Origin of the sequence: Rhodococcus sp. NPDC056960, from assembly GCF_042674125.1 — a bacterium.
Classification (GTDB): Bacteria; Actinomycetota; Actinomycetes; order Mycobacteriales; family Mycobacteriaceae; genus Rhodococcus_F.
The window spans coordinates 125,951-147,246 of record NZ_JBHURF010000019.1 but is presented as its reverse complement, the minus strand read 5'-3'; the positions used below and the strand labels follow the sequence as shown (position 1 = coordinate 147,246).

Here is a 21,296-nt window from a genome sequence, read left to right as displayed (position 1 = left end):
GGCGGATGTTCGCCGTTGCTAGCGTCGGATGATGGCCCGGTCGAGGTTCGCCGTCGCACTCCTGGTCGCCGTCGTCGTGGGGGCCGCGACCTCCTGTTCGGCCTCGGACACCCAGCCGAGCGAGGCGACGTCGACGGCGGCGCCTGCCACGTCCGCCGGTCCCGCCGTTCTCACACCGGTGGTCGCCGATGTGGTGGCGGCCCCGATACCGGTGACGGGCAGCGACGGGCTCGTGCACCTGGCCTACGAATTGCGGCTGACGAACACCGGTTCGCAGCCCGCGACCATCGCCTCGTTCCAGGTGACGGGCGACGGCCGGACCCTCGTGGACCTGAGCGGCGACGCGCTGACGCCCTGGTTTCAGGCGCTCGGCGGCGGACCGAAGACCGGCCCCGTCCTCGCCCCCGGACAAGAGGGGCTGGTGTGGATCGACGCGACGGTGAGCAGCCCGCACGACGTGCCCGGCAGCCTCGGACACGTCCTGACGGTGGACTTTCCGCAGGCGACGTCGCTGGTGCCGGCGCGGCTCACCGAGAACGTCGCGAACACGAAGGTCGACAACCGGGAGGCGGTCCGGATCCGCTCGCCCCTCGACGGTCCACGCTGGCTCGACGGCACCGGGTGCTGCACGGTCAGCGCGCACCGTGCGGCCGTGCTGCCGATCAACGGCGAGATGCTGGCGGCCGAGCGGTTCGCCATCGACTTCGTCCAACTCGACGAGCAGGGGCGGATCTACGTCGGCGACAAGACTCAGCTGTCGAGCTACCGGTATTACGGCGCACCGGTGCGGGCGGTGGCGGACGGCACGGTGATCGCCGTCGTCGGCGACCTCCCGGAGGCCGTCCCCGGTGCGAACCCCGAGGGCCTGACCCTGCCGGAATACGGCGGCAACCACGTCGTGCAGGACATCGGGAACGGGCGGTTCGCGTTCTACGCGCACCTGCAGCCCGGCAGCGTGGACGACATCAGCGTCGGCCAGGACCTCCGGGCGGGGGACCAGGTCGGGTTGCTGGGCAACAGCGGGAACACGGACGCCCCGCATCTGCACTTCCACGTGATGGACGGTCCGGACTTCCTGGCGGCGAACGGGGTGCCGTTCGAGTTCGACAGTTTCCAACTGGACGCACGCGTGGCGGGGGACAGCGTCGACTCCGCCGCCACTGCCGGCGCTCCCGTCGTCGACGAGCCCGGAACGCAGACCGGTGAGCGTACCGGCGCGATGCCGCTCAACCTCGACGTCGTGACGTTCCCGGGCGGCTGACCACCAGCGGCGCGACTATCCTCGACCACACCTGTCCGATATGCGTGGTTCGCTGAACGGAGACGAGATGTCCGAGAAGAAGATCGATCGCGTCAAAGCCGAGTCCGCACTCGAAGTCGTGCGGGAAAGCCCCACGATCGCACTCATCACCGTGGCACCTGCTCTCGTCGTCTTCGGCGTGGTCTGGTGGCTGTTCGGATTCTGGTCCGCCCTCGTGCTCGCCGTGGTTCTGGGCGTCGTGGCCGTCGTCGGCCGGAAGCTGTTCTGAGGTTCGCTACCGCGGCACGTGAAACGTGGCGAGTGACGCCGCGCTCGAGGTGAGCTCGTTCCACTCGCACGGCACCGCGAGAACGGCGAGGGCGGAGGTGGGGAACTTCTCGCGCATCTGGTCCGCGTCACCGGTGTCGGGGTTGCCCGCCAGATCCAGTGCCGTCGACGGCATGCCGGGAACGTGCCCCACCACGAGCAGCGTGCGCACCGACGGTTCGACCTGCGCGATCTCGAGGAGGATCTCCGGCGGGTAGGCGCCGTAGAGTTCCGCGGCGAATCGGGTGGGCGCACCGACCCGGGTCGCCTCGAGCGTTTCCCGGGTGCGGCGAGCGGTCGAACACAGCACCGCGTCGATCGGGGGCTGAGTCGACCGCAGCCACTCACCGGCGAGCCCGGCCTGTTTCCGTCCGCGCGGCGCCAGGGGCCGCTCGTGATCGGCGACCCCTTCCGGATACGCCGATTTGCCGTGGCGCATCAGGATGAGAGTGCGGGTGCGCGACGAGCTGTGCGAGGCCATGGGTAGACGCTAGCTCCCCACGGCGGCGCGTTCACTGTCGAGCTGGGCCAACTGCGCCGGCGCGTAGCGTTCCCCGGCGACGGAGGCGGCCGGGACCGCGGCGGTGATCGCGGCGAGGTCGGCGGCGGCCAGGCGGACGTCCAGTGCGCCGAGCGTCTCCTCGAGGCGCGGAACGGTGCGTGCCCCGACGACGGGCACGATGTCGTCACCCTGGGCGAGCACCCACGCGATGGCCAGCTGCGCGACGCTCACTCCGTGCCGGGCCGCCACGGCGGCGAGCGCGTCGACGAGGGTGAGGTTCTGCCGGAGGTTCTCACCCTGGAACCGGGGGCTGTGCGCGCGGAAGTCGTCGGCGGCGAGGGTCTGGTCGGTGCGCAACGAATCGCTGAGCAGGCCGCGGGACAGCACGCCGTACGCCGTGACGCCGATCCCGAGTTCCCGGCAGAGAGGCAGGATCTCGGCCTCGATGCCCCGGGAGATCAGCGAGTACTCGATCTGGAGGTCCACGATCGGGTGCACCGATGCCGCGCGCCGGAGGGTCTCGGGACCCACCTCCGACAGGCCGATGTGGCGAACGTAGCCGGCCTCCACGAGCTCGCCGATCGTTCCGACGGTGTCCTCGATCGGGACGTCGGGGTCGAGCCGGGCCGGACGATAGATGTCGATGTAGTCGACGCCGAGACGCTGCAGCGAGTACGCGAGGAAGTTCCGGATCGACGCGGGACGGGTGTCGACTCCGCCCCACGTGTTGCCGGGACCGCGGAGTCCCCCGAACTTGACGCTGAGGGTTACGTCCTCGCGCCTGCGACCGGTGAGGGCCTTGCCGATCAGGGACTCGTTGTGGCCCGATCCGTAGAAGTCTCCGGAGTCGACGAGGTCGATCCCGGTGTCGAGGGCTGCGTGGATGGTGGCGACGGATTCGGCATCGTCCGTCCTGCCGTACATCCCGGACATGCCCATGGCGCCGAGACCGATCCGGCTGACGCGGGGACCGGTGTTGCCGAGTGTGGTGCTGGTGATCATGTTCTGCTCCGATGGTCGCTGGGTGTTCCGGACACCAGCGTCGTCTCGGCCGGGACGGGCAACCAGAGACCGTTCATCGGGGGACCGGCGATCCCTGGCAGGGCATTCGCGGGTCCGGCACAGTGGATTCATGGATCGCTCCGAGTTGGCAGATTTCCTCCGCCGTCGCAGGGAACAGCTGGTTCCGGCCGACGTCGGACTGCCCCCGGGTGTGCGGCGCCGCACACCCGGATTGCGGCGGGACGAGGTGGCGATGCTCGCGGGTATGTCCACCGACTACTACACGCGCCTCGAGCAGGCGCGGGGACCGCACCCGTCGACGCAGGTTCTGGCGTCGATCGCGCGGGCGCTGCGGCTCACCGACGATCAGCGCGATCATCTGTACCTGTTGTCGGGTCAGGTGCCGCCCATGCGGGCGGCGGGCAACAAGCACGTCGGGCCGGGGTTGCTGCATCTGCTCGACAAGCTCGACGACACCCCGGGCTGCGTCATCTCCGACCTGGGGGAGGTGCTGATCCAGAACCGCATGCACGTGATCCTGTTCGGGGACGCGTCCCGGTATTCGGGTCTCGACCGGTACGTGACGTGGCGGTGGTTCGTGCACCCCGGCGAGCGGCGCATGTTTCCGGCGGACGATCACGACCGGCTCGCCGGACATCACGTCGCGGACCTGCGCGCGACCGCGGCACGGCGGGCGGGCGACGCCGACGTCACGGACCTTGTCGGCCGGCTGTACGAGTCGGGCACCGAGTTCGCCGCCCTGTGGGACCGGCACGACGTGGCGGTCCGCCGATCCGACACGAAAAGCGTTCTCCACGACGAGGTCGGACGTATCGACCTCGTCTGCGAGACGCTGCTGACCCAGGGGGCCTATCAGCATCTGCTCGTGTACATGCCGCAGCCCGGCTCGGATGCCCGGGCGAAGCTCGACCTGCTGCGGGTGATCGGCACCCAGCAGATGGTCTGATCAGGTGGCGAGTGGCCCGACCCGGGCCACGGCCCGCAACGCGTCGTCGACCAGGAACCAGACGGTCAGCGACTGGTCGTCCCGCCGCGAACGCAGGACGATCCGGTCGGTCGACACGATGGGGGAGAGGTATTCGAGCACCGCGCGGTGGGGGTTGTCGACGAGGCGGCCGCCGTCGGGATGCTCGTGGTCGGCGAGTAATTCCTCGACCGCCTGCCAGTAGACGGCGTTGTTGACGTGATCGAACGGGTCGATGTCGGTGCGCCGCAGGACGAACTCGGTGTCCACGATGCCGTCCTCGCCGGCCGCGGGAGCGTTCTCGACGAGCCACCGCTTCCACTTGAGCCGGTGCTCGTCCGCCGACTCTCCGAGGCGTTCGATGAACCCGTCGTCGATGCGGGTGGGCATTCCGGTTTCGCCGCTGATGTGGATCCAGAACCCCTCTGTCTCGATCAGGGCGCCCGCCTCGCCCTCGATCTGGACCCGCATGTTGGTCCAGCGGGTCGACAGTGCCGAACACCAGCGCCGCAGATGCACCCGTTCGGGCCACACGGCGGGTCGGACGACGTCGATGACGGTGCGCCGGACGATCCAGAGGGGGTGGGTGTCGGCGGCGTCCACCGCGTCGAGGTTGTCCAGGCCGGCGTCCTGGAGGTAGCGCGCGATCCCGTCGAGGCGGAGTCGTTTGGCGGCGTCGATGTCGCCGGTGCGGACGGGCCAGGAGGTTTCGAAGACTCCACCGCGGGAAGGTCGGGCGGCGAGGGGTCGGTCGAGTGCCAAGGTGCGTTTCCTTCGCTCGTGGGCGGAGTGCCGATTCTTCCACCCGGCGCCGGTGCTTGTTTGCGGACGCGATTCTCAGTACAGTTCATATAACTGTTACTACGTGTAACACAAATAAGTTCGATGGTCCGGACAGGTGTGAGGAAACCGCAATGGCATATGTCATCACCCAGGCGTGCTGCAACGACGCGAGCTGCGTCTCCGCATGCCCCGTGAACTGCATCCATCCGACACCCGAGGAGCGGGAGTTCGCGCAGACCGAGATGTTGCACATCGACCCGGAAACCTGCATCGACTGCGGGGCGTGCGTCGATGCCTGCCCGGTCGACGCGATCTTCCCGGAAGACAAACTCCTCGGGTCCCTCACTCGCTACAAGGACATCAACGCCGAGTACTACACGACCAACCCCATGCCCACCGGGTGGATCCCTCTCACCCCCGCGACTCCGCCGCGGCGCGACCTCGGCAAGCTCCGCGTCGCCGTCGTCGGGGCCGGTCCGGCGGCCTGCTACGCCGCGGGGGAACTGCTCGAGCGTTCGGACGTCGAAGTCGAGATGTTCGAGAAGCTGCCGACCCCGTGGGGGCTCGTCCGCGCGGGTGTCGCCCCCGACCATCCCGGCACCAAGGAGGTGACCCGGATGTTCGAGTGGAGTCTCGACCGGCCGAACTTCGAATTCCACCTCAACGTCGAGGTCGGCACGCACGTCACGCACGACGAACTGCTCCGGAATCACCACGCCGTCATCTACGCCGTCGGGGCGTCGAGCGACCGCCGGCTGGGGATCCCCGGTGAGGATCTGCCGGGTGTGCACGCCGCCACCGAGTTCGTGGCCTGGTACAACGGCCACCCGGACTACGCGCAGCGGACGTTCGACCTGTCCGCGAAGCGCGCGGTGATCGTCGGCAACGGCAACGTCGCGCTCGACGTGGCGCGCATCCTCACGATGAATGTCGAGGAACTGGAACGGACGGACATCGCCGATCACGCCCTCGCGGCGCTGCGGCGCAGCAACATCGAGGAGGTCGTGCTCCTCGGCCGCCGCGGGCCCGCACAGGCGGCCTACAGCAACCCCGAGTTCCTCGCGCTCGGCGACCTGACGAACGTGGACGTCGTCATCGACGAGGCGGACCTCGACCTCGATCCGGACAGCGAGGCACTGCTGGACGATCCGGCCACCGCGATGAAGGTCCGGCTGGCGCGGGAGTTCGCCGAGCGTGCCCCGCGTCCCGGTCGCAAACGCATCGTGTTCCGCTACCTGACGTCGCCGCTCGAGGTCGCCGGTGCCGGCAGGGCCGAGGTGCTGCGCTACGGACGCAACGAACTGATCGTCTCCGACTCCGGCGCGCTGTCGGCCCGGCCGACCGGCGAGGAGGGTTCGCTCGACACCTCGCTCGTGCTGCGCTCCATCGGGTACCGCGGCAATCCCGTCGGCGGTGTGGCGTTCGACGACAGGCGCGCCGTCATCCCCAACGACCACGGGCGCGTCACCGACCGCGTGTACGTCACCGGGTGGATCAAGCGTGGCCCCAGCGGCGTCATCGGCACCAACAAGGCCTGCGCCAAGGAGACGGTGTCCGCGCTGCTCGCCGATTTCGAGGCCGGGAAGCTCCTCGGCACTGTCGGTACCCGCAAGGACGTGAAGAAGCTGATCGAGCGGCGCAGGCCGGAACAGATCGGGTTCGCGGGCTGGCGTGCGATCGACAAGGCGGAGACCGGACGCGGGGCGGGCTCGGGGAGGCCGCGTGTGAAGATGACCGACCCCGCCGAGATGGTGTCCGTCGCCCGCCGACGGAAGCGGCTCTTCGCTCGTTGACGGAGTCCGGCCACCCCTGCGCGTCTAGTCTTCGAGCATGCGCGCAGTGGTGGTGACGGAGCTGTCGGGGCCGGCCGGAATGGCCGTGCTCGACGTGCCGGAACCCGCTGCCGACGGTCTGGTCCTGATCGACGTCGAGACGAGCGGTGTGTGCTTCCCCGACCTGCTGATCAGCTACGGCAAGTATCAGCTCCGGCCCGAGCCGCCGTTCGTCCCCGGCGCCGAAGTCGCGGGTGTCGTCGTGTCGGCGCCGGCGGGCAGTGGAATCGAGCCGGGACAACGCGTGCTCGCGGCATGTCAGGTCGGCGGGTACGCCGAGATGGTCGCCGTGCCGCCCGGGTACGTGCTTCCGATCCCGCCGATCCTGGGGTTCGAGGAAGCCGCGTCGTTGATCGTCAACTACCAGACGATGGAGTTCGCGCTCGAGCGCCGGGCACGGCTCCGGTCCGGCGAGACCGTCGTCGTCCTCGGTGCGGCGGGTGGAGTGGGCACGGCCGCCATCCAACTCGCCGCGGCGCACGGCGCCCGCGTGATCGCGGTGGTGCGACGCGACGGCGCCGGTGACTTTCTCCGTGAACTCGGCGCCGGCGAGGTCGTCCGCCTCGCCGACGGCTGGGGCGACCGGGTGCGGGAGCTGACCGGAGGCCGGGGCGCGCAGATCGTCGTCGACCCCGTCGGCGGCGACGCGTTCGACGAGGCCGTCCGCGTGCTGGCACCGGAGGGAAGGCTGGTGGTGATCGGATTCGCCGGCGGGGCGATTCCCACGGTGAAGGTGAACCGGGTGCTGTTCCGCAACATCAGCATCGTCGGGGCCGCGTGGGGTGAGTTCATCCGAACGGAACCGCACGCGCTGGAAGAGGTCCACGCCGCGCTGATCCGGCACGTGGAGCGCGGACTCCGTCCGGTGGTCACCTCCCGGTATCCCCTCGACCGGGCGGCGGACGCTCTGCGCGACCTCGAGGCCGGTCGCGTGCTGGGCAAGACAGTCCTCGTCCAGGGCTGAACGCGCAGGTCGCACACGCAGTCGGACGATGTGATCCCTGACACCATTTATTCGGTTGCGTCATAGTTGCTGTTGGGCAATAGTTGCATGAACGCTACCATTTGAAGGTGCCCGACAAATCTCCTGATCTTCTTTTCGAACTACTCAACGATTTCTTCACTCAACTGTTGAGCGCGGGGGAGTCGGAGTCGATGGACATCCTCATCGAGCTGGACCTGACGTTCTCGCAGGTGCGCATGCTCTTCGCACTCAGTCAACACGGGGAGCCGCTTCCGATCAACGAGGTGGCCGAGCGGCTGCGGCTCTCGGTGGCCGCAGCGGGCCGGAACGTCGACCAGCTCGTGAAACTGGGTCTGGTCGTCCGCCGGGAGGACGAACGGGACCGGCGGGTCAAGCGAGTTTCCCTGTCGGAGGCAGGGCATAAGGTCGCAACCCAGCACGTCGAATGCAAGCGTGATCAGTTGCGACGGTTTGCGCACCGGGTACCGGAGATCGAGCGGACCCGGCTGATCGAGGCACTACAACCGATCCTCGCGGGGGAGTCCCTGCGAGAACTCAACCAGGAGATATTCGGATGACATCGCCGACCGCCGCGAACGCGGCGCCCGACAAGCTCGACGGCACGGTCCTCAAGATCGCGTCCGTGGTGGTGCTCGGTGCCATCATGTCGATCCTCGACGTGACCGTCGTCAGCGTCGCGTTGCCGACGTTCGCCACGGAATTCGACACCACGTACGCCACGGTCGCGTGGACGATGACCGCGTACACCCTCGCGCTGGCCACCGTCATCCCCGTCACCGGGTGGGCGGCCGACCGGTTCGGCACCAAGCGCCTCTACATGACGGCACTCGTCCTGTTCGTGTTCGGCTCGGTGCTGTGCAGCTTCGCGTGGGACATCACCTCGCTGATCGGCTTCCGCGTCCTGCAGGGCCTCGGCGGCGGCATGTTGATGCCACTCGGCATGACGATCATGACGAAGGCGGCCGGTCCCGACCGTGTCGGCCGGGTCATGGCGGTTCTCGGTATCCCCATGCTGCTCGGCCCCATCGGTGGCCCGATCCTCGGCGGCTGGCTGATCGAGGCGGCGAGCTGGCACTGGATCTTCCTGATCAACGTGCCCATCGGCATCATCGCCCTCACTGCCGCATTCATCATCCTGCCGTCCGATAAGGCCTCGCCCTCCGAGTCCTTCGATTTCCTCGGCATGCTGCTGCTCTCGCCGGGCCTGGCGCTGTTCTTGTTCGGTGTGTCGTCCATCCCCGAGGTGGGCACGGTCGCCTCCGCTCGCGTCCTCGTGTCCGGTGCGATCGGCCTGGCGCTGATCATCGCGTTCGTGTTCCACGCCCTGCGCAAGGATCACCCGCTGATCGACCTGCACCTGTTCAAGAATCGGCAGCTGTCCGTCGCGGTCATCACGACGTCGCTGTTCATCGTCGCGTTCATGGGTGCCGGTCTGCTGTTCCCCAGCTACTTCATCCAGGTCGGTGGGCACACCACGCTCGCTGCCGGTCTGCTGATGGCTCCGCAGGGTATCGGTGCGATGCTGACCATGCCCGTGGCCGGACGTCTCGTCGACAAGATGGGCCCCGGCAAGATCGTGCTGACGGGTCTGCCGCTGATCCTGATCGGCATCGGCGTCTTCACTCAGGTGGCGTCGGATTCGCCGACGTGGCTGCTGATGGGTGCCCTCTTCGTGATGGGCATGGGCATGGGCTGCACGATGATGCCGTTGATGACCGCGGCGATCGTGACGCTCTCCAATGAGCAGGTCGCGCGTGGTTCGACGCTGATGAACATCGTCCAGCAGACCGCAGGCTCGATCGGTACGGCGGTCATGTCGGTGGTCCTCACCAACCAGCTGCTCGATCGCGGTCTCGACAGTCAGACGGTCGCGATGCAGCACGTGCCCGAGGTCGCGGCACAGGAGCCTCCCGGAATGGTGGACCAGGTCCTGAGCCAGGCCGCCGATGCCTTCGGCAACACGTTCCTGGTTGCCGCCGTGCTGATCGCGTTGACGTTCATCCCGGCGTTCCTGCTGCCTCGGAAGAAGTCGGTCAACCCGCACCTCGAGGCCGAAGGTGCCCCGACGGTCATGATGCACTGATCGGGATCGTTCGATCGTCGCCGAGGGCGGCAAGCGCACTGCGCTTGCCGCCCTCGGCCGTTTCCGGAATACGCCGAAGTGGTTGAATGTTGCAATAGGTTCATGCAAACGCATGGAGTTTCGGCGCGAGAGGAACAGCTATGCAGTTCGGAATCTTCACCGTCGGCGACGTGACCCCCGATCCCACCACCGGCCGCACCCCCACCGAGCACGAGCGCATCAAGGCGATGACGACCATCGCCAAGCACGCGGAGGACGTCGGGCTCGACGTGTTCGCCACCGGCGAGCATCACAACCCGCCGTTCGTGCCGTCGTCCCCGACCACGATGCTCGGCTACCTCGCAGCGCAGACCGAGAAGATCATCCTGTCGACGTCCACGACGCTGATCACCACCAACGATCCGGTGAAGATCGCCGAGGACTACGCGATGCTGCAGCACCTCGCGGACGGCCGGGTGGATCTCATGATGGGTCGCGGAAACACCGCCCCCGTCTACCCGTGGTTCGGCCAGGACATCCGGCAGGGCATTCCGCTGGCACTCGAGCACTACCGGTTGCTTCGGCGGCTGTGGGACGAGGACGTCGTGGACTGGCAGGGACAGTTCCGCACCCCGTTGCAGGGATTCACGTCGACCCCGCGCCCGCTCGACGGCATTCCGCCCTTCGTGTGGCACGGATCGATCCGCAGCCCGGAGATCGCCGAGATCGCGGCCTTCCACGGCGACGGGTTCTTCGCGAACAACATCTTCTGGCCCAAGGAGCACTACATCGCCCTGATCAATCTCTACCGCGAGCGGTACGAGCATTATGGTCACGGCCGCGCGGACCAGGCGATCGTCGGACTGGGCGGGCAGGTCTTCATGCGGAAGAACGCGAAGGACGCCGTCGACGAATTCCGGCCCTACTTCGACAACGCCCCCGTGTACGGTCACGGGCCGAGCCTCGAAGACTTCACCGACCAGACCCCGCTGACCGTCGGCACCCCGGAGCAGGTGATCGAGAAGACCCTGACGTTCGCCGACTTCTTCGGCGACTACCAGCGGCAGTTGTTCCTCGTCGACCACGCGGGACTGCCGTTGAAGACGGTGCTCGAGCAACTGGATCTGCTGGGCGGTGAGGTCGTGCCCGTGCTGCGGAAGGAATTCGCGGCCCGGCGACCTGCCGGCGTGCCGGACAACCCGCCGACGCACGCGTCGATGAAGGCCGACCGCGAGCCCGTCGATGCCGCCCGTCAGTAGGACCGAACGAGCGGCCGAGGCGTGGGAGGCACTCTTCCGCGCCCAGGTCGCGGTGATGCGCCGCCTCGCCGCCGACGACGTGTGGGACGAGCTGAGCATGCGCGAGTACGACGTGCTGTTCACCCTCAGCCGGGCACCCGGACGCAGACTGCGCCTGCACGATCTCAATCGGGAGATCCTGCTCAGTCAGCCGTCGCTGAGCAGGCTCGTCGAACGCCTCGTCGTCGCCGGACTGGTTGCCCGGGAGTGCGATCCCGGCGACCGCCGGGGGACCGTCGTCGCCCTGACGGATCGGGGTGCGCGGCAGCAGCAGTCCGTGGGACGCAGGCACGCGGCGAGCATCCGGCGGCACGTCGGCCCGGCGCTGTCCGACGACGAACTCGACACGCTCACCGAACTCTGCGCGAAACTGCGCGGCGCACAGGACTGACGAAGGGCACGATGGAGCAGTGAGCAATCTGGAAACGAATTCGGTGGAAGAGCGGTGCGAGTCCCACCCCGACGGCGGTGGCATCCAGGTGCTGGGCGCCCGGGAGGTTCCACTGGGCGGCCCCCGCGCGATGCCGGTCCGCCGCACCCTTCCGCAGCGGGAGCGGTCGCTGATCGGGGCCTGGTGCTTCGCCGACCACTACGGTCCGGACGATGTCGGGACCACGGGCGGGATGAACGTGCCGCCGCATCCACACACGGGGTTGCAGACGGTGAGCTGGCTGTTCACCGGCGAGATCGAGCACCGCGACAGCATCGGTTCGCACGCGATGGTGCGTCCCGGTGAACTGAACCTTATGACGGCGGGGCGGGGAATCGCGCACTCCGAGGTGTCGACTCCGCGGACGCGGATCCTGCACGGCGCGCAACTGTGGGTGGCGTTGCCGGCGTCGGCGCAGGACGCGGAGCCGGCGTTCGAGACGTACGCGCCCGATCCGGTGGTCCGGGACGGCGCCACCGTGCGGGTGTTCCTCGGGACCACGGCGGGTTCCACGTCGCCGGTCCGCACGTTCACACCGCTGCTCGGTGCGGAGGTCCTGCTGGAGCCGGGGGCGGCCGTGACCCTCGACATCGAGCGCGGTTTCGAGGTCGGGGTGCTCGTCGACGAGGGCGAGGTGCAGCTACGCGGAACCACGCTCCGGTGGGCGGAACTCGGCTATCAGCCGCCGGGCGAGTCGCTGGTGGTGCTGCGCAACCCGGGCACCACCCGCGCGCGACTGCTGCTGCTCGGCGGCGCACCGCTCGGCGAGCAGGTGATCATGTGGTGGAACTTCCTCGGCCGCAGCCACGAGGACATCGTCGGATACCGCCGTGAGTGGCAGTCCGAACTCCGGGGCGCGGCGCCCGACGACCCCCGGTTCGGCACGGTCGACGGCTACGACGGCCATCCGTTGCCCGCGCCCGAGTTGCCGAACAGCCGGCTGAAACCGCGCGGCTGACGAGTTCGCAGGATTACGGCGAAGGGGTGCGTCGTTCCTGGGACGATGAGGACGTGCGCACTCCGCGACAGCCTCGTCGGATCACACCTCGACCGGGACGGCTGGTTTCCCCGCCACCGCGACCGTTGCGGCGTCCGGGGCCGCGACCGTCGCCACTGCAGGACTTCGAGCGTGCCGGCCTGCTCGACGGCCTCAGTGGGTCGGACCGCTCCGCGCGGGTGGGGGTGCTGACCACCCTGGTCGAGGAGGGTGTGCCGATCGACGAACTCCGCGCCGCCTCCCGGGACAACCGGCTCGCGCATCTGCTGCTCGAGCGCGCGCTGTCACCGGAGGGCAGCTACAGCATCCACGAGATCGCGCGGATGACCGGAGTCGGTGTCGACGACGCCCGCCGGTGGTTCCGGGCCATCGGCCGGGGGGCGTCCGACGACGGGACGTACTACAACGACGGCGACCTCGCGCTCGTGCGCGGACTCGAGCAGTACCGGGAGCTGGGGCTCGACGAGAGCGGGGTGTTCGCGGCCGCCCGGGTGCTGGGACGCAACCTCTCGACGGTCGTCGACGCCGCGGACGCGCTGTTGCAGGGGCGACTCGACGCGACGCGCGACCATCCCGAGTTGGCACTGCGGTACGCGGTGGAGGTGCGCCGCCTCGCCGACTTCGAGGCGCAGATCCTGGCGCACCTCGTCGCCACCCACGTGCGCCGGCAGCTGCGGTCGGATGCGGTGGAGATCGCCGGGGACGCGAATCTCCCCGTTCGGGGGGCGCAGGAGGTCGGGGTCTGTTTCGCCGACCTCGTCGGGTTCACGCTGCTGGGGGAGCAGGGGTCGTCCGCCGATCCGGACCGCGGCGCGGAGCGACTCGGCGGGCTCACCGCCGATCTCCTGGTTCCGCCGGTGACTTTGGTGAAGGCGATCGGGGACTCCGTCGTGCTGGTGTCGTCCGATCCCAACGCGCTGGCCTATACCGCGCTCGATCTCGTCCAGGCCGCGCGCGCCGAGGGGCTTCCCTCGTTGCGGGCCGGAATCGCCTGGGGCACGGCCGCGCCGAGCGCCGGAGACTGGTTCGGCCGGCCGGTCACCATGGCCGGTCGCGTCGTCGCGGTCGCGCCGTCTCACGAGGTGATCGTGACGGGCGAGTTCTTCGACGAACTCGACACCGACGAATTCTGGGGCGAGCCGGCAGGTAGCCACCGGCTCGAGGGGATGGACACCCCCCAGGACCTCTTCGGCATCGGCCGGCGGTCGGTCGCCTGACCCGATCCGGCCGACGAAAACGTGTCGTACCCTCGCGATACGGTCATGGCACAGCTCACAGACGGAGAACGAGTGAGGCGCATCATGACTGGCGATTCGGGCGCAGACTGGCATTTCTACGCGGTGGTCGAAACCGCGGTGGACGGCGGCCACACGCTCGCCGCGTTCGGGCCGCGGCCCACGGCGCTCGACGCCCTCCGGCTGGCGGTGCATTCGGTCAACCACACGGCGTATTCGGTTCTCGAACAAGGCATCGCGGGCGATCTGCGGGCCGACGCGCGAGCGGTGGAGCGGTTGCCGATCACGTCGTTCACCATCAGGCGGCACCGCCGCGGCACGAGTGAACTCGATGCCCGCTGGATGTTGAACGGCGGCAAGCACCACCGGTAGGGCTACCGCGGCTCGGTGGTGAGGTAGTACTCGAGGACGGGCCCCACCCACCGCACCAGTTGGTCGTGCGTCATGTCGGCCAGGGGCGGCACCCGGAGTACGTAGCGGGCGAAGGCGAGTCCGAGTATCTGCGACCCGACGAGCGCCGCGCGCTCGTCCGGACGGTCGGGCGCCACCGCGGCGAGGGCGGGTGCCACCTGGCGGGCGAAGACCTGCAGCATCGCCTCGGCCGCACGCGGACTTCCGGCCGCCGCGCGGAGCAGGGGCAGGAACGCGCCGTCGTTCTCCCACACGGCGAAGAACTGCGGCATCAGCACGGCGGCGAGCTGATCCGTCGGAACGTCGTGGAGGTCGGGGAGGTGCAGTTCGAATTCCGCGGCCTCGGCGAACAGTGATTCCTTGTTGGTGAAGTAGCGGATGACCAGTGCGGGGTCGACGCCGACATCCGACGCGACGCCGCGCATCGTGGTGCGGTCGTAGCCCTCGGTTCCGAACCGGGCCCTGGCCGCGTCGAGGATCGCGGCGCGGGTGGCGACGGCGGAGCGGGTGCGACGTTCGGGCATTCCGACAGTGTAGTCAACAGCTGTTGACCTGGCGGTCGGATCGGTCTACCGTCCAAGTCAACAGGTGTTGACTTGGACGGATATCTTTCGATCGGAGGATCGTCATGAAGCACATCGACGTGGTGGTGATCGGCGCCGGACCCACCGGATGCACACTCGCGTCCGAGCTCGCGACGGCGGGCCGATCGGTGACGGTGCTGGACAAGCGCGCCGCACCGTCCACCCTCAGTCGCGCGTTCGGCGTCCACGCCCGCACCCTCGAACTGCTCGACGCCCGCGGACTCGCCGATCAGCTCGTCGCCACCGGGGCTCCCTCGTCCGGTCTGAGGCTGTGGCGCGGTGCGGCACTGAATCTCGGCCGCCTGTCGTCCCGCTTCCCGTTCGTCCTCGTCACCCCGCAGCGGAACGTCGACGCCCTCCTCGAAGCGCGGGCGCGTGAGCGCGGCGCCGACATCGTCCGCGGATTCACCGTCACCGGGGTGGACCAGGACCGGAGCGGCGTCCGGGTTCACGGCCACGACAGCGCGGGCGAGGATGTCACGTTCCACGCGGCATACGCGGTCGGTGCGGACGGCGCGCACAGCACGGTGCGGACGATGATCGGGCAGCCGTTCCCCGGCAAGGCCGTGTTGCGGTCGATCATGCTCGCGGACGTCGAGTTCGCGAACCCGCCGGACGACCTCGTGACCGTCAACGCCGTCCGCGACGGTTTCGCGTTCATCGCGCCATACGGCGACAACCTGTTTCGCGTGATCGCCTGGAACCGGCGACATCAGGTGGACGACAGCGCCCCGGTGGACCGGGAGGAATTGCGCGCCACCATCCGGACCGCGATGGGCACCGACTACGGGCTCGGCGACGTGCGCTGGCAGTCGCGATTCCACAGCGACGAACGGCAGGTGCCGCAGTACCGTACCGGCCGGGTGTTCCTCGCCGGCGACGCGGCGCACGTGCATTCGCCCGCGGGCGGGCAGGGCATGAACACCGGCATCCAGGACGCCGTCAATCTCGGCTGGAAGCTGGCGGCCGTGCTGGGCGGCGCCGACGAGTCGCTGCTCGACACGTACCAGTCCGAGCGTCACCCGGTGGGGCGGCTGGTGCTGCGCTCGAGCGGTGCCACCATGCGCATGATGACGGTCCGGCCGTGGATCCTCCGGAAGGTCCGGAATGTCGCTGTCGCAGCACTTCTCGGGTTCCCGCCGATCGGGGACGCCATCGCCCGGATGTTCTCGGGGATCGGGATCGGCTACGGACACCGGGCTGGTGAGAACGCACTGGTCGGGCGGCGGGTCGAGGACCTGCCCACCGGCGCGGGCCGGCTGTACGAGGTGATGCGTTCGGGCGGTTTCGTTCTGGTCACCGAGCCGGGGGCGCAGGTTCCCGGCGATGTCCACGCGGTGGCCCGGACCGACGCCGGACCGGCACTGCTCGTGCGCCCCGACGGCTACATCGCCTGGGCAGGCGACAGTTCGTCGGGCCAGTGGCGGAGTGTCCTGGACCGGTGGTCGGCCCGCACGTCGACCGGTGCCCGCGCCGTCAGTCGGTGACGTCTCGGCTGTTGAACGCCTGCGCTCGCAGGTCGCGGGCGAGGTGATCCCGCTGCTCGATCACCAGTCGGCGCAGCGCGGCGGGCGCATCGGTGTTGCCGGCGAGCCATCCGTCCGCGGCGTCGAGACTCGTCTCGGACGGGAACAGCCCGACCACGATCCGCCGGGCGATCTCGATGCTGCGTTCCTCCCACACCGAGCGAATCGCGGTGAAGTAGCCGGCGGCGTATCCCGCGACGAGGTCGTGCCGGGCGCCCGCCCCGAACCCGGCGATGATCGCGCCGAGGTGATCGTTGGACAGGGTGCGGTCGTCGAAGATGGACCGCCAGGCCTTCGCCTTCACGTCCGGGTCCGGTCGCGAGAACGTCGCCCGCAGATACGCGGTGCGGCCGGAACCGGTGTCGTCCCGGCGCAGTTCCCCGTCGAGATCGGCGTCGCCGGCGTGCCCGGTGGCGGCGAGAGCGCCCCAGAACGCCCAGCGCAGATCCGGGTCGAGCGACAGCCCCGCCGGCATGGGCCCGCCGGTCTCGAGCATCGACCGGATGTCGTCCGCGCGACCGCCGTCCATCGCGGCGGTCGCGGCAACGGCGCGTGCCCAGGCGAGTTGGCTCCCCGAAGCCGGCGGTGCCGCCCACAACGCACCCCAGGTGTGCCCGAGCCAGTCGCGGCGTGCGGACTCGCGCGCCGTGGCGGGGAGGTAGTGCTCGACCGCGTACGGCGGGTTGGCCAGCACGGAGGTGAGGAGGGTCAGCTGCGACTCCGTGGCGGAGAACCGCTGGGCCATCGACAGATACCGCGCGGCGCCCAGTTCGCTGTCGCGGGTGGCGTTCCACAGCGACGACCAGATCAAGCCACGCGTCAACGGGTCCCGCACCCGGTCGAGCGACTGCTCGACCGTGGTCAGCGACCGATTGTCGAGCCGCACCTTCGCGTACGTGAGGTCGGCGTCGTTGAGCACCACGAGCGGCGCGTCGGCGAGGTCGATCGGGGTGCGGGCGTCCGCGAGATCGACCTCCACCCGCTGCACGCAGACGAGGTCGCCCGCCTCGTCGAAGTCGTAGCGCCCGACTCCCAGCCGGTGCGGCCGAGGCTCGCTCTGCACGATCGCCGCGCGTCCGTCGGCGTCCCGTTCCAGGCTCAGCGCGGACACGCCGGTGGTCTGCAACCACGCGCGTGCCCAGCTCGTCAGGTCCCGGCCCGACGTCGCCGACAGTTCCGTCAGCAGATCCGTGAGGGTGGTGTTCCCGAACGCGTGGGCGCGGAAGTAGCGGCGCGCCCCCTCGAAGAACGCCTCCCGCCCGGCGTACGCGACGAGTTGCTTGAGGACGCTGGCGCCCTTCGCGTACGTGATGCCGTCGAAGTTCAGTTTCGCGGCCTCGAGGTCGACGATGTCCGCCACGATCGGGTGCGTCGTCGGCAGCTGGTCCTGCAGGTACGCCCACGCCTTGCGACGGTTGGCGAAGGCCACCCACGCGTCGGTCCACCGGGTGGCCTCCGCGTTCGCCAGTGCACCCATGTAGTCGGCGAACGATTCCTTGAGCCACAGGTCGTCCCACCACACCATCGTGACGAGGTCGCCGAACCACATGTGGGCCATCTCGTGCAGGATCGTGTTCGCGCGGCCCTCGTACTGGGAGTCGGTGGCGGCGCCGCGGAATACGTACGCCTCGGTGAACGTCACGCAGCCCGGGTTCTCCATGGCGCCGAGGTTGTACTCGGGGACGAACACCTGGTCGTACTTGCCGAACGGGTACGGGTAGTCGAATTCCTCGGTGAAGAACCCCAGCCCCTGCCGGGTGATCTCGAAGATCGTGTCGGCGTCGAGGTACTGCGCGAGCGATGCCCGGCAGAGGACGCCGAGCGGGATCGTGAGGTCGCCGCCGCTCCACGCCGAGTCCACCCGGTGGTAGGGCCCGGCCACGATCGCGGTGATGTACGTGGAGATCGGCAGGGTCGGAGCGAACGTGACGACCTGCCCGCCTGCGGTGTCGTCCCGCTCGGCGACCTGCTGGTTGGAGATGACCTCCCACTCCTGGGGCGCGGTGACGACGAACGTGAACGGCGCCTTCAGGTCCGGTTGCTCGAAGCACGCGAACACCCGCCGCGCGTCCGCCGGTTCGTACTGCGTGTAGAGGTACGTCCGGCCGTCGGCCGGGTCGAGGAAGCGGTGCAGTCCCTCACCGGAACGGCTGTACTCGCCCCGGGCCGCGACGGTCACGACGTTCGATTCCCGCAGCCCGGCCAGTGCGATGCGGGCGCCGTCGTAGTCGACGGGGACGCCGACGCCGTTGACGGTCACCGAGTCCACGCCGGCCCCGAGGAAGTCGAGCCAGGTCGTGGACGTGCCCGCGGTGAACTCGACGGTGGTAGTGGTCGCGAACGTCACGACCTCCGGATCGACGGCGCCGAGGACGTCCAGTTCCACCCGATAGCCGAGAACCTCGATCGCGCGGGAACGTTCGGCGGTTTCGGCTCGGGTCAGATTCGCGGTGCTCACGCGTCGATCCTGCCAGCCCGGCCCATCGTCCGTGCCGCTACCGGTTGCTCAGCACCGATCCGACGCCGGCCGCGACGACGAGCGCGATCGCGGCCAGCGACTGCGGTCCGAGGACCTGCCCGAGCACGATCACCCCGGCGAGGGTCGCGGCCGCCGGTTCGAGGGCGATGAGAACGGCGAACACCTTCTTGCTCATCACCCGCAGTGCCCTCAGCTCGAGCGAGTAGGGGATCACCGACGACAGCAGGGCCACGGCCACGCCGACGGCCAGGATCCGGGGGTCGAACAGTTCGGTGCCGCCGGACACCGCGCCCAGCGGAATCGTCAGGACGGCGGCGATGATGCTCGCTCCCGCGAGTCCGTCCGCGCTGGGCACTCTCGCCGCGAGATTGGAGCCCGCGACGATGTACCCGGCCCACGCGGCCCCGGCGATGAGCGCGAACGCCACCCCCACGAGGTCGAGGGACTCGGTGCCCGAACTCTCGCGCAGGCCGAGCAGCACGACGCCGGTCAGGGCCGCCAGCACCCACACGCCGTCCCGCAGCCGTCGCGACAGCACGGCGGCGAGGGTGAGCGGACCCAGGAATTCGATGGTGACCGCGGTACCGAGCGGGAGCCGCGCGAGGGCCTCGTAGAACGCCGAATTCATCACGGCGAGGGCCACTCCGAGCGCGAGGACACCCTGCCGCTGCGTCCGGGTCCAGTCTCGCCATCGGGGCCGGACGATCACTCCGAGGACGAGTGCCGCGATCGTCAGTCGCAGCGACACCGCGCCGCCGGCGCCCACCGCGTCGAACAGGGTGCTCGCGAACGCGGCGCCGAATTGGACGGACAGCACCGATCCGAGGACCGAGACGACGGGAAGAAACTGGCTACGGGGTTCGGCTGTCACCGGTGTGCGGTCACCGGCCGGTGAAGGTCGGGCTGCGGCGATCGAGCATCGCGCCGACCGCCTCGTGATGGTCCGCGGTGTGGTGTGCCAGCGACTGCATGGCCGCCGACAGTTCGAGGAGACTTTCGAGGCTCTGGTGACGGCCCTCGCGGAGCAGTTTCTTGGTCATCCGCAGCACCTGCGGCGGGTTGACCGCCACCCGGTCGGCGAGCGCGCGCGCCGCGTCGAGGAGGTCACCGGGTTCGGTCACCTGCGAGACGAGCCCCCATTCCAGGGCCTTCGCGGCGTCGATCGCATCACCGGTGAACGCCATCTCGCTGGCCCGCGCCATCCCGACGGCCTGCGGAAGGAACCAGGCGCCACCGTCGCCGGGGACGAGCCCGACCTTCACGAAACTCTCGGCGAACACGGCCGCCGTCGAGGCGATCCGCATGTCGCACATGAGCGACAGGTCGCATCCGGCGCCGATCGCTGGTCCGTTGACGGCGGCGATGGTCGGCACCTCACAGTGGTAGAGGGCGAGCGGGATGCGCTGGATGCCGTGCCGGTAGCCCTGCCGCAGGTCGGCGGGGGAGCCGCCGAACATGCCTGCGCGGTCGCGCATGTGCTTGACGTTGCCGCCGGAGGAGAATGCCGATCCCGCACCGGTGACGATCGCGACGCGCACGCTGGGATCGCCGTTGACGTCCGCCACCGCGTTCTCGAGCGCCTCGATCACGTCCGGCTCGGAGATGGGGTTGCGCGCCTCCGGGCGGTTGAGCGTCCAGGTGACGATGTCGCCATCGCGGGTGGTGAGCACGGCGTCGGTCATGGACGACTCCCTGAGGTGTGAGCGCGGATTCGAGACCGTCCCAGTCTGTCACTCCGCTCAGATGCCGGTGCGCCGCACCAGTGCGTCGGTGGCGGACGGCGCGAACGTGCCGAGCACCCGGAACAGTTCGGCGTAACCGGGGAGCAGTTCGATCGGCCGGGTGCGCACGGCGGTGACGAACCATTCCGCCGCCTGCTCGGGAGTCAGGGCCGCCATCGCGTCGTAATCCGTGGTGGGCGCGATCATCGGCGTCCGGACCAAGGGGAAGTCGAGCGTGGTCACCGAGATTCCGCGGCCGCGCAGTTCGGCGCCGAGGCTCCGGCCGAACGCCCCGACGGCCGCCTTGGACGCGTGGTAGGCGGAGAACTTGGGCATGACGCCGGCCGGCACACCCCACGTCGCGACGTTGATGACGTGCCCGCCGCCGCGCTCGATCATCGACGGCAGAAACGCGAGGGTCAGCCGCGTCGAGCCGAAGTAGTTGACGGCCATGGTGCGTTCGAAGTCGTGGAACCGGTCCAGCGAGTCCTCGACCGTCCGCCGGATCGACCGCCCCGCGTTGTTGACGAGGACGTCGACGGGACCGATGTCGCCGAGGACCGTGGCGACGAGGGCGTCGACGGACTCCGGGTCCGTGAGGTCGCAGGGGACGGCGTGCGCCTCGCATCCGGACCGCAGGATGTCGTGGCGCACGGATTCGAGGGCGTCGGCGCCGCGGGCCACGAGGACGACCTCGGCGCCCAGCGCGGCGAGCCGGCGGGCGGCGGCTGCGCCGACCCCCGAGGATCCGCCGGTGACGAGGATCCTCTTGCCGGCGACGGGGTGGCCGGTTCCCGGGACCAGTCGCGCAGCCAGTGCGCGCGGAGTGGGGAGTGGATTGAGCGCGGCCTGGGTGAGCATCTGTCGGATCACCTGACCAGGATGTCAGCTCACCGA

21 protein-coding genes are annotated in these 21,296 nt (G+C 69.3%); 13 read left to right on the top strand and 8 right to left on the bottom strand.

Annotation, left to right across the window (positions count from 1 at the left end; genetic code table 11):
• Nucleotides 1-28: 28 nt before the first annotated feature.
• Nucleotides 29-1,261 (top strand): peptidoglycan DD-metalloendopeptidase family protein, encoded by a 1,233-nt coding sequence (locus ACFTWF_RS28395; RefSeq protein WP_378464472.1) that lies wholly within the window; start codon nt 29-31, stop codon nt 1,259-1,261.
• Between the two features lie 67 nt (nt 1,262-1,328).
• Entirely contained in the window at nt 1,329-1,529 is a 201-nt protein-coding gene (locus ACFTWF_RS28390; protein ID WP_378464471.1) for a hypothetical protein, read from the top strand.
• A gap of 6 nt (nt 1,530-1,535) precedes the next feature.
• Here the strand turns inward: ACFTWF_RS28390 and ACFTWF_RS28385 are convergent, their stop codons facing one another.
• Nucleotides 1,536-2,048 (bottom strand): SixA phosphatase family protein, encoded by a 513-nt coding sequence (locus ACFTWF_RS28385; RefSeq protein ID WP_378464470.1) that lies wholly within the window; start codon nt 2,046-2,048, stop codon nt 1,536-1,538.
• A gap of 9 nt (nt 2,049-2,057) precedes the next feature.
• Nucleotides 2,058-3,071, bottom strand: a complete 1,014-nt coding sequence (locus ACFTWF_RS28380) for an aldo/keto reductase (protein WP_378464469.1) — start codon at nt 3,069-3,071, stop codon at nt 2,058-2,060.
• A gap of 130 nt (nt 3,072-3,201) precedes the next feature.
• On the opposite strand from ACFTWF_RS28380, the gene ACFTWF_RS28375 reads away from it, so the two are divergent.
• A complete protein-coding gene (locus ACFTWF_RS28375) occupies nt 3,202-4,038 on the top strand; it encodes a helix-turn-helix transcriptional regulator (protein WP_378464468.1) in 837 nt (278 codons plus the stop codon).
• Here ACFTWF_RS28375 and ACFTWF_RS28370 read toward each other — a convergent pair whose 3' ends face one another.
• The gene (locus tag ACFTWF_RS28370) at nt 4,039-4,818 is read right to left on the bottom strand and encodes an acyl-[acyl-carrier-protein] thioesterase (protein WP_378464467.1); all 780 of its coding nucleotides are present in this window, start codon (nt 4,816-4,818) and stop codon (nt 4,039-4,041) included.
• Between the two features lie 152 nt (nt 4,819-4,970).
• On the opposite strand from ACFTWF_RS28370, the gene ACFTWF_RS28365 reads away from it, so the two are divergent.
• The 9 genes from ACFTWF_RS28365 to ACFTWF_RS28325 all read left to right on the top strand — a co-directional run bounded on the left by ACFTWF_RS28365 (nt 4,971) and on the right by ACFTWF_RS28325 (nt 14,050).
• Entirely contained in the window at nt 4,971-6,632 is a 1,662-nt protein-coding gene (locus ACFTWF_RS28365; RefSeq protein ID WP_378464466.1) for an FAD-dependent oxidoreductase, read from the top strand.
• A 37-nt stretch (nt 6,633-6,669) separates the two neighbouring features.
• Nucleotides 6,670-7,635: an NADPH:quinone oxidoreductase family protein gene (locus tag ACFTWF_RS28360; protein ID WP_378464465.1), complete on the top strand. Its 966-nt coding sequence runs from the start codon at nt 6,670-6,672 to the stop codon at nt 7,633-7,635.
• Between the two features lie 107 nt (nt 7,636-7,742).
• Nucleotides 7,743-8,213 (top strand): MarR family winged helix-turn-helix transcriptional regulator, encoded by a 471-nt coding sequence (locus ACFTWF_RS28355; RefSeq protein ID WP_185725123.1) that lies wholly within the window; start codon nt 7,743-7,745, stop codon nt 8,211-8,213.
• A complete protein-coding gene (locus tag ACFTWF_RS28350) occupies nt 8,210-9,739 on the top strand; it encodes a DHA2 family efflux MFS transporter permease subunit (RefSeq protein WP_378464464.1) in 1,530 nt (509 codons plus the stop codon). The genes ACFTWF_RS28355 and ACFTWF_RS28350 overlap by 4 nt, the downstream gene beginning before the upstream one ends.
• 140 nt (nt 9,740-9,879) lie before the next feature.
• On the top strand, nt 9,880-10,977 hold the full coding sequence (locus ACFTWF_RS28345; protein WP_378464463.1) for an LLM class flavin-dependent oxidoreductase: 1,098 nt from the start codon (nt 9,880-9,882) through the stop codon (nt 10,975-10,977).
• A complete protein-coding gene (locus tag ACFTWF_RS28340) occupies nt 10,961-11,407 on the top strand; it encodes a MarR family winged helix-turn-helix transcriptional regulator (protein WP_378464462.1) in 447 nt (148 codons plus the stop codon). The genes ACFTWF_RS28345 and ACFTWF_RS28340 overlap by 17 nt, the downstream gene beginning before the upstream one ends.
• Nucleotides 11,408-11,426: 19 nt before the next feature.
• Nucleotides 11,427-12,404, top strand: coding sequence for a pirin family protein (locus ACFTWF_RS28335; protein ID WP_378464461.1), 978 nt, complete (start codon nt 11,427-11,429; stop codon nt 12,402-12,404).
• Nucleotides 12,405-12,457: 53 nt separating this feature from the next.
• The gene (locus ACFTWF_RS28330; protein ID WP_378464460.1) at nt 12,458-13,660 is read left to right on the top strand and encodes an adenylate cyclase regulatory domain-containing protein; all 1,203 of its coding nucleotides are present in this window, start codon (nt 12,458-12,460) and stop codon (nt 13,658-13,660) included.
• Between the two features lie 84 nt (nt 13,661-13,744).
• Nucleotides 13,745-14,050 (top strand): hypothetical protein, encoded by a 306-nt coding sequence (locus ACFTWF_RS28325; protein ID WP_378464459.1) that lies wholly within the window; start codon nt 13,745-13,747, stop codon nt 14,048-14,050.
• A 2-nt stretch (nt 14,051-14,052) separates the two neighbouring features.
• Here the strand turns inward: ACFTWF_RS28325 and ACFTWF_RS28320 are convergent, their stop codons facing one another.
• The gene (locus ACFTWF_RS28320) at nt 14,053-14,613 is read right to left on the bottom strand and encodes a TetR family transcriptional regulator (RefSeq protein WP_378464458.1); all 561 of its coding nucleotides are present in this window, start codon (nt 14,611-14,613) and stop codon (nt 14,053-14,055) included.
• Nucleotides 14,614-14,717: 104 nt separating this feature from the next.
• On the opposite strand from ACFTWF_RS28320, the gene ACFTWF_RS28315 reads away from it, so the two are divergent.
• Entirely contained in the window at nt 14,718-16,160 is a 1,443-nt protein-coding gene (locus ACFTWF_RS28315) for an FAD-dependent oxidoreductase (protein ID WP_378464457.1), read from the top strand.
• On the opposite strand, the gene pepN is transcribed toward ACFTWF_RS28315, so the two are convergent.
• Genes pepN through ACFTWF_RS28295 form a run of 4 tightly spaced genes read right to left on the bottom strand, consistent with a single transcriptional unit; the run spans nt 16,150 to nt 21,260 of the window.
• A complete protein-coding gene (pepN, locus tag ACFTWF_RS28310) occupies nt 16,150-18,657 on the bottom strand; it encodes an aminopeptidase N (protein ID WP_378464456.1) in 2,508 nt (835 codons plus the stop codon). The two genes, ACFTWF_RS28315 and pepN, sit on opposite strands and share 11 nt — an antisense overlap.
• A gap of 37 nt (nt 18,658-18,694) precedes the next feature.
• Nucleotides 18,695-19,549 (bottom strand): DMT family transporter, encoded by an 855-nt coding sequence (locus ACFTWF_RS28305; RefSeq protein WP_378464455.1) that lies wholly within the window; start codon nt 19,547-19,549, stop codon nt 18,695-18,697.
• Nucleotides 19,550-19,559: 10 nt separating this feature from the next.
• Nucleotides 19,560-20,360, bottom strand: coding sequence for a crotonase/enoyl-CoA hydratase family protein (locus tag ACFTWF_RS28300; protein ID WP_378464454.1), 801 nt, complete (start codon nt 20,358-20,360; stop codon nt 19,560-19,562).
• A 57-nt stretch (nt 20,361-20,417) separates the two neighbouring features.
• Nucleotides 20,418-21,260, bottom strand: a complete 843-nt coding sequence (locus ACFTWF_RS28295) for an SDR family oxidoreductase (RefSeq protein WP_378464453.1) — start codon at nt 21,258-21,260, stop codon at nt 20,418-20,420.
• Nucleotides 21,261-21,296: the final 36 nt, after the last annotated feature.

Excerpts from the sequence above, each read along its gene's own strand:
- ACFTWF_RS28375 (WP_378464468.1), top strand. The coding sequence starts at position 3,202 with ATGGATCGCTCCGAGTTGGCAGATTTCCTCCGCCGTCGCAGGGAACAG.
- ACFTWF_RS28345 (WP_378464463.1), top strand. The coding sequence starts at position 9,880 with ATGCAGTTCGGAATCTTCACCGTCGGCGACGTGACCCCCGATCCCACC.
- ACFTWF_RS28300 (WP_378464454.1), bottom strand. The coding sequence starts at position 20,360 with ATGACCGACGCCGTGCTCACCACCCGCGATGGCGACATCGTCACCTGG.
- ACFTWF_RS28385 (WP_378464470.1), bottom strand. The coding sequence starts at position 2,048 with ATGGCCTCGCACAGCTCGTCGCGCACCCGCACTCTCATCCTGATGCGC.
- ACFTWF_RS28380 (WP_378464469.1), bottom strand. The coding sequence starts at position 3,071 with ATGATCACCAGCACCACACTCGGCAACACCGGTCCCCGCGTCAGCCGG.
- ACFTWF_RS28315 (WP_378464457.1), top strand. The coding sequence starts at position 14,718 with ATGAAGCACATCGACGTGGTGGTGATCGGCGCCGGACCCACCGGATGC.
- ACFTWF_RS28395 (WP_378464472.1), top strand. The coding sequence starts at position 29 with ATGATGGCCCGGTCGAGGTTCGCCGTCGCACTCCTGGTCGCCGTCGTC.
- ACFTWF_RS28320 (WP_378464458.1), bottom strand. The coding sequence starts at position 14,613 with ATGCCCGAACGTCGCACCCGCTCCGCCGTCGCCACCCGCGCCGCGATC.
- ACFTWF_RS28365 (WP_378464466.1), top strand. The coding sequence starts at position 4,971 with ATGGCATATGTCATCACCCAGGCGTGCTGCAACGACGCGAGCTGCGTC.
- ACFTWF_RS28340 (WP_378464462.1), top strand. The coding sequence starts at position 10,961 with ATGCCGCCCGTCAGTAGGACCGAACGAGCGGCCGAGGCGTGGGAGGCA.
- ACFTWF_RS28390 (WP_378464471.1), top strand. The coding sequence starts at position 1,329 with ATGTCCGAGAAGAAGATCGATCGCGTCAAAGCCGAGTCCGCACTCGAA.
- ACFTWF_RS28295 (WP_378464453.1), bottom strand. The coding sequence starts at position 21,260 with ATGCTCACCCAGGCCGCGCTCAATCCACTCCCCACTCCGCGCGCACTG.
- ACFTWF_RS28325 (WP_378464459.1), top strand. The coding sequence starts at position 13,745 with ATGACTGGCGATTCGGGCGCAGACTGGCATTTCTACGCGGTGGTCGAA.
- ACFTWF_RS28350 (WP_378464464.1), top strand. The coding sequence starts at position 8,210 with ATGACATCGCCGACCGCCGCGAACGCGGCGCCCGACAAGCTCGACGGC.
- ACFTWF_RS28360 (WP_378464465.1), top strand. The coding sequence starts at position 6,670 with ATGCGCGCAGTGGTGGTGACGGAGCTGTCGGGGCCGGCCGGAATGGCC.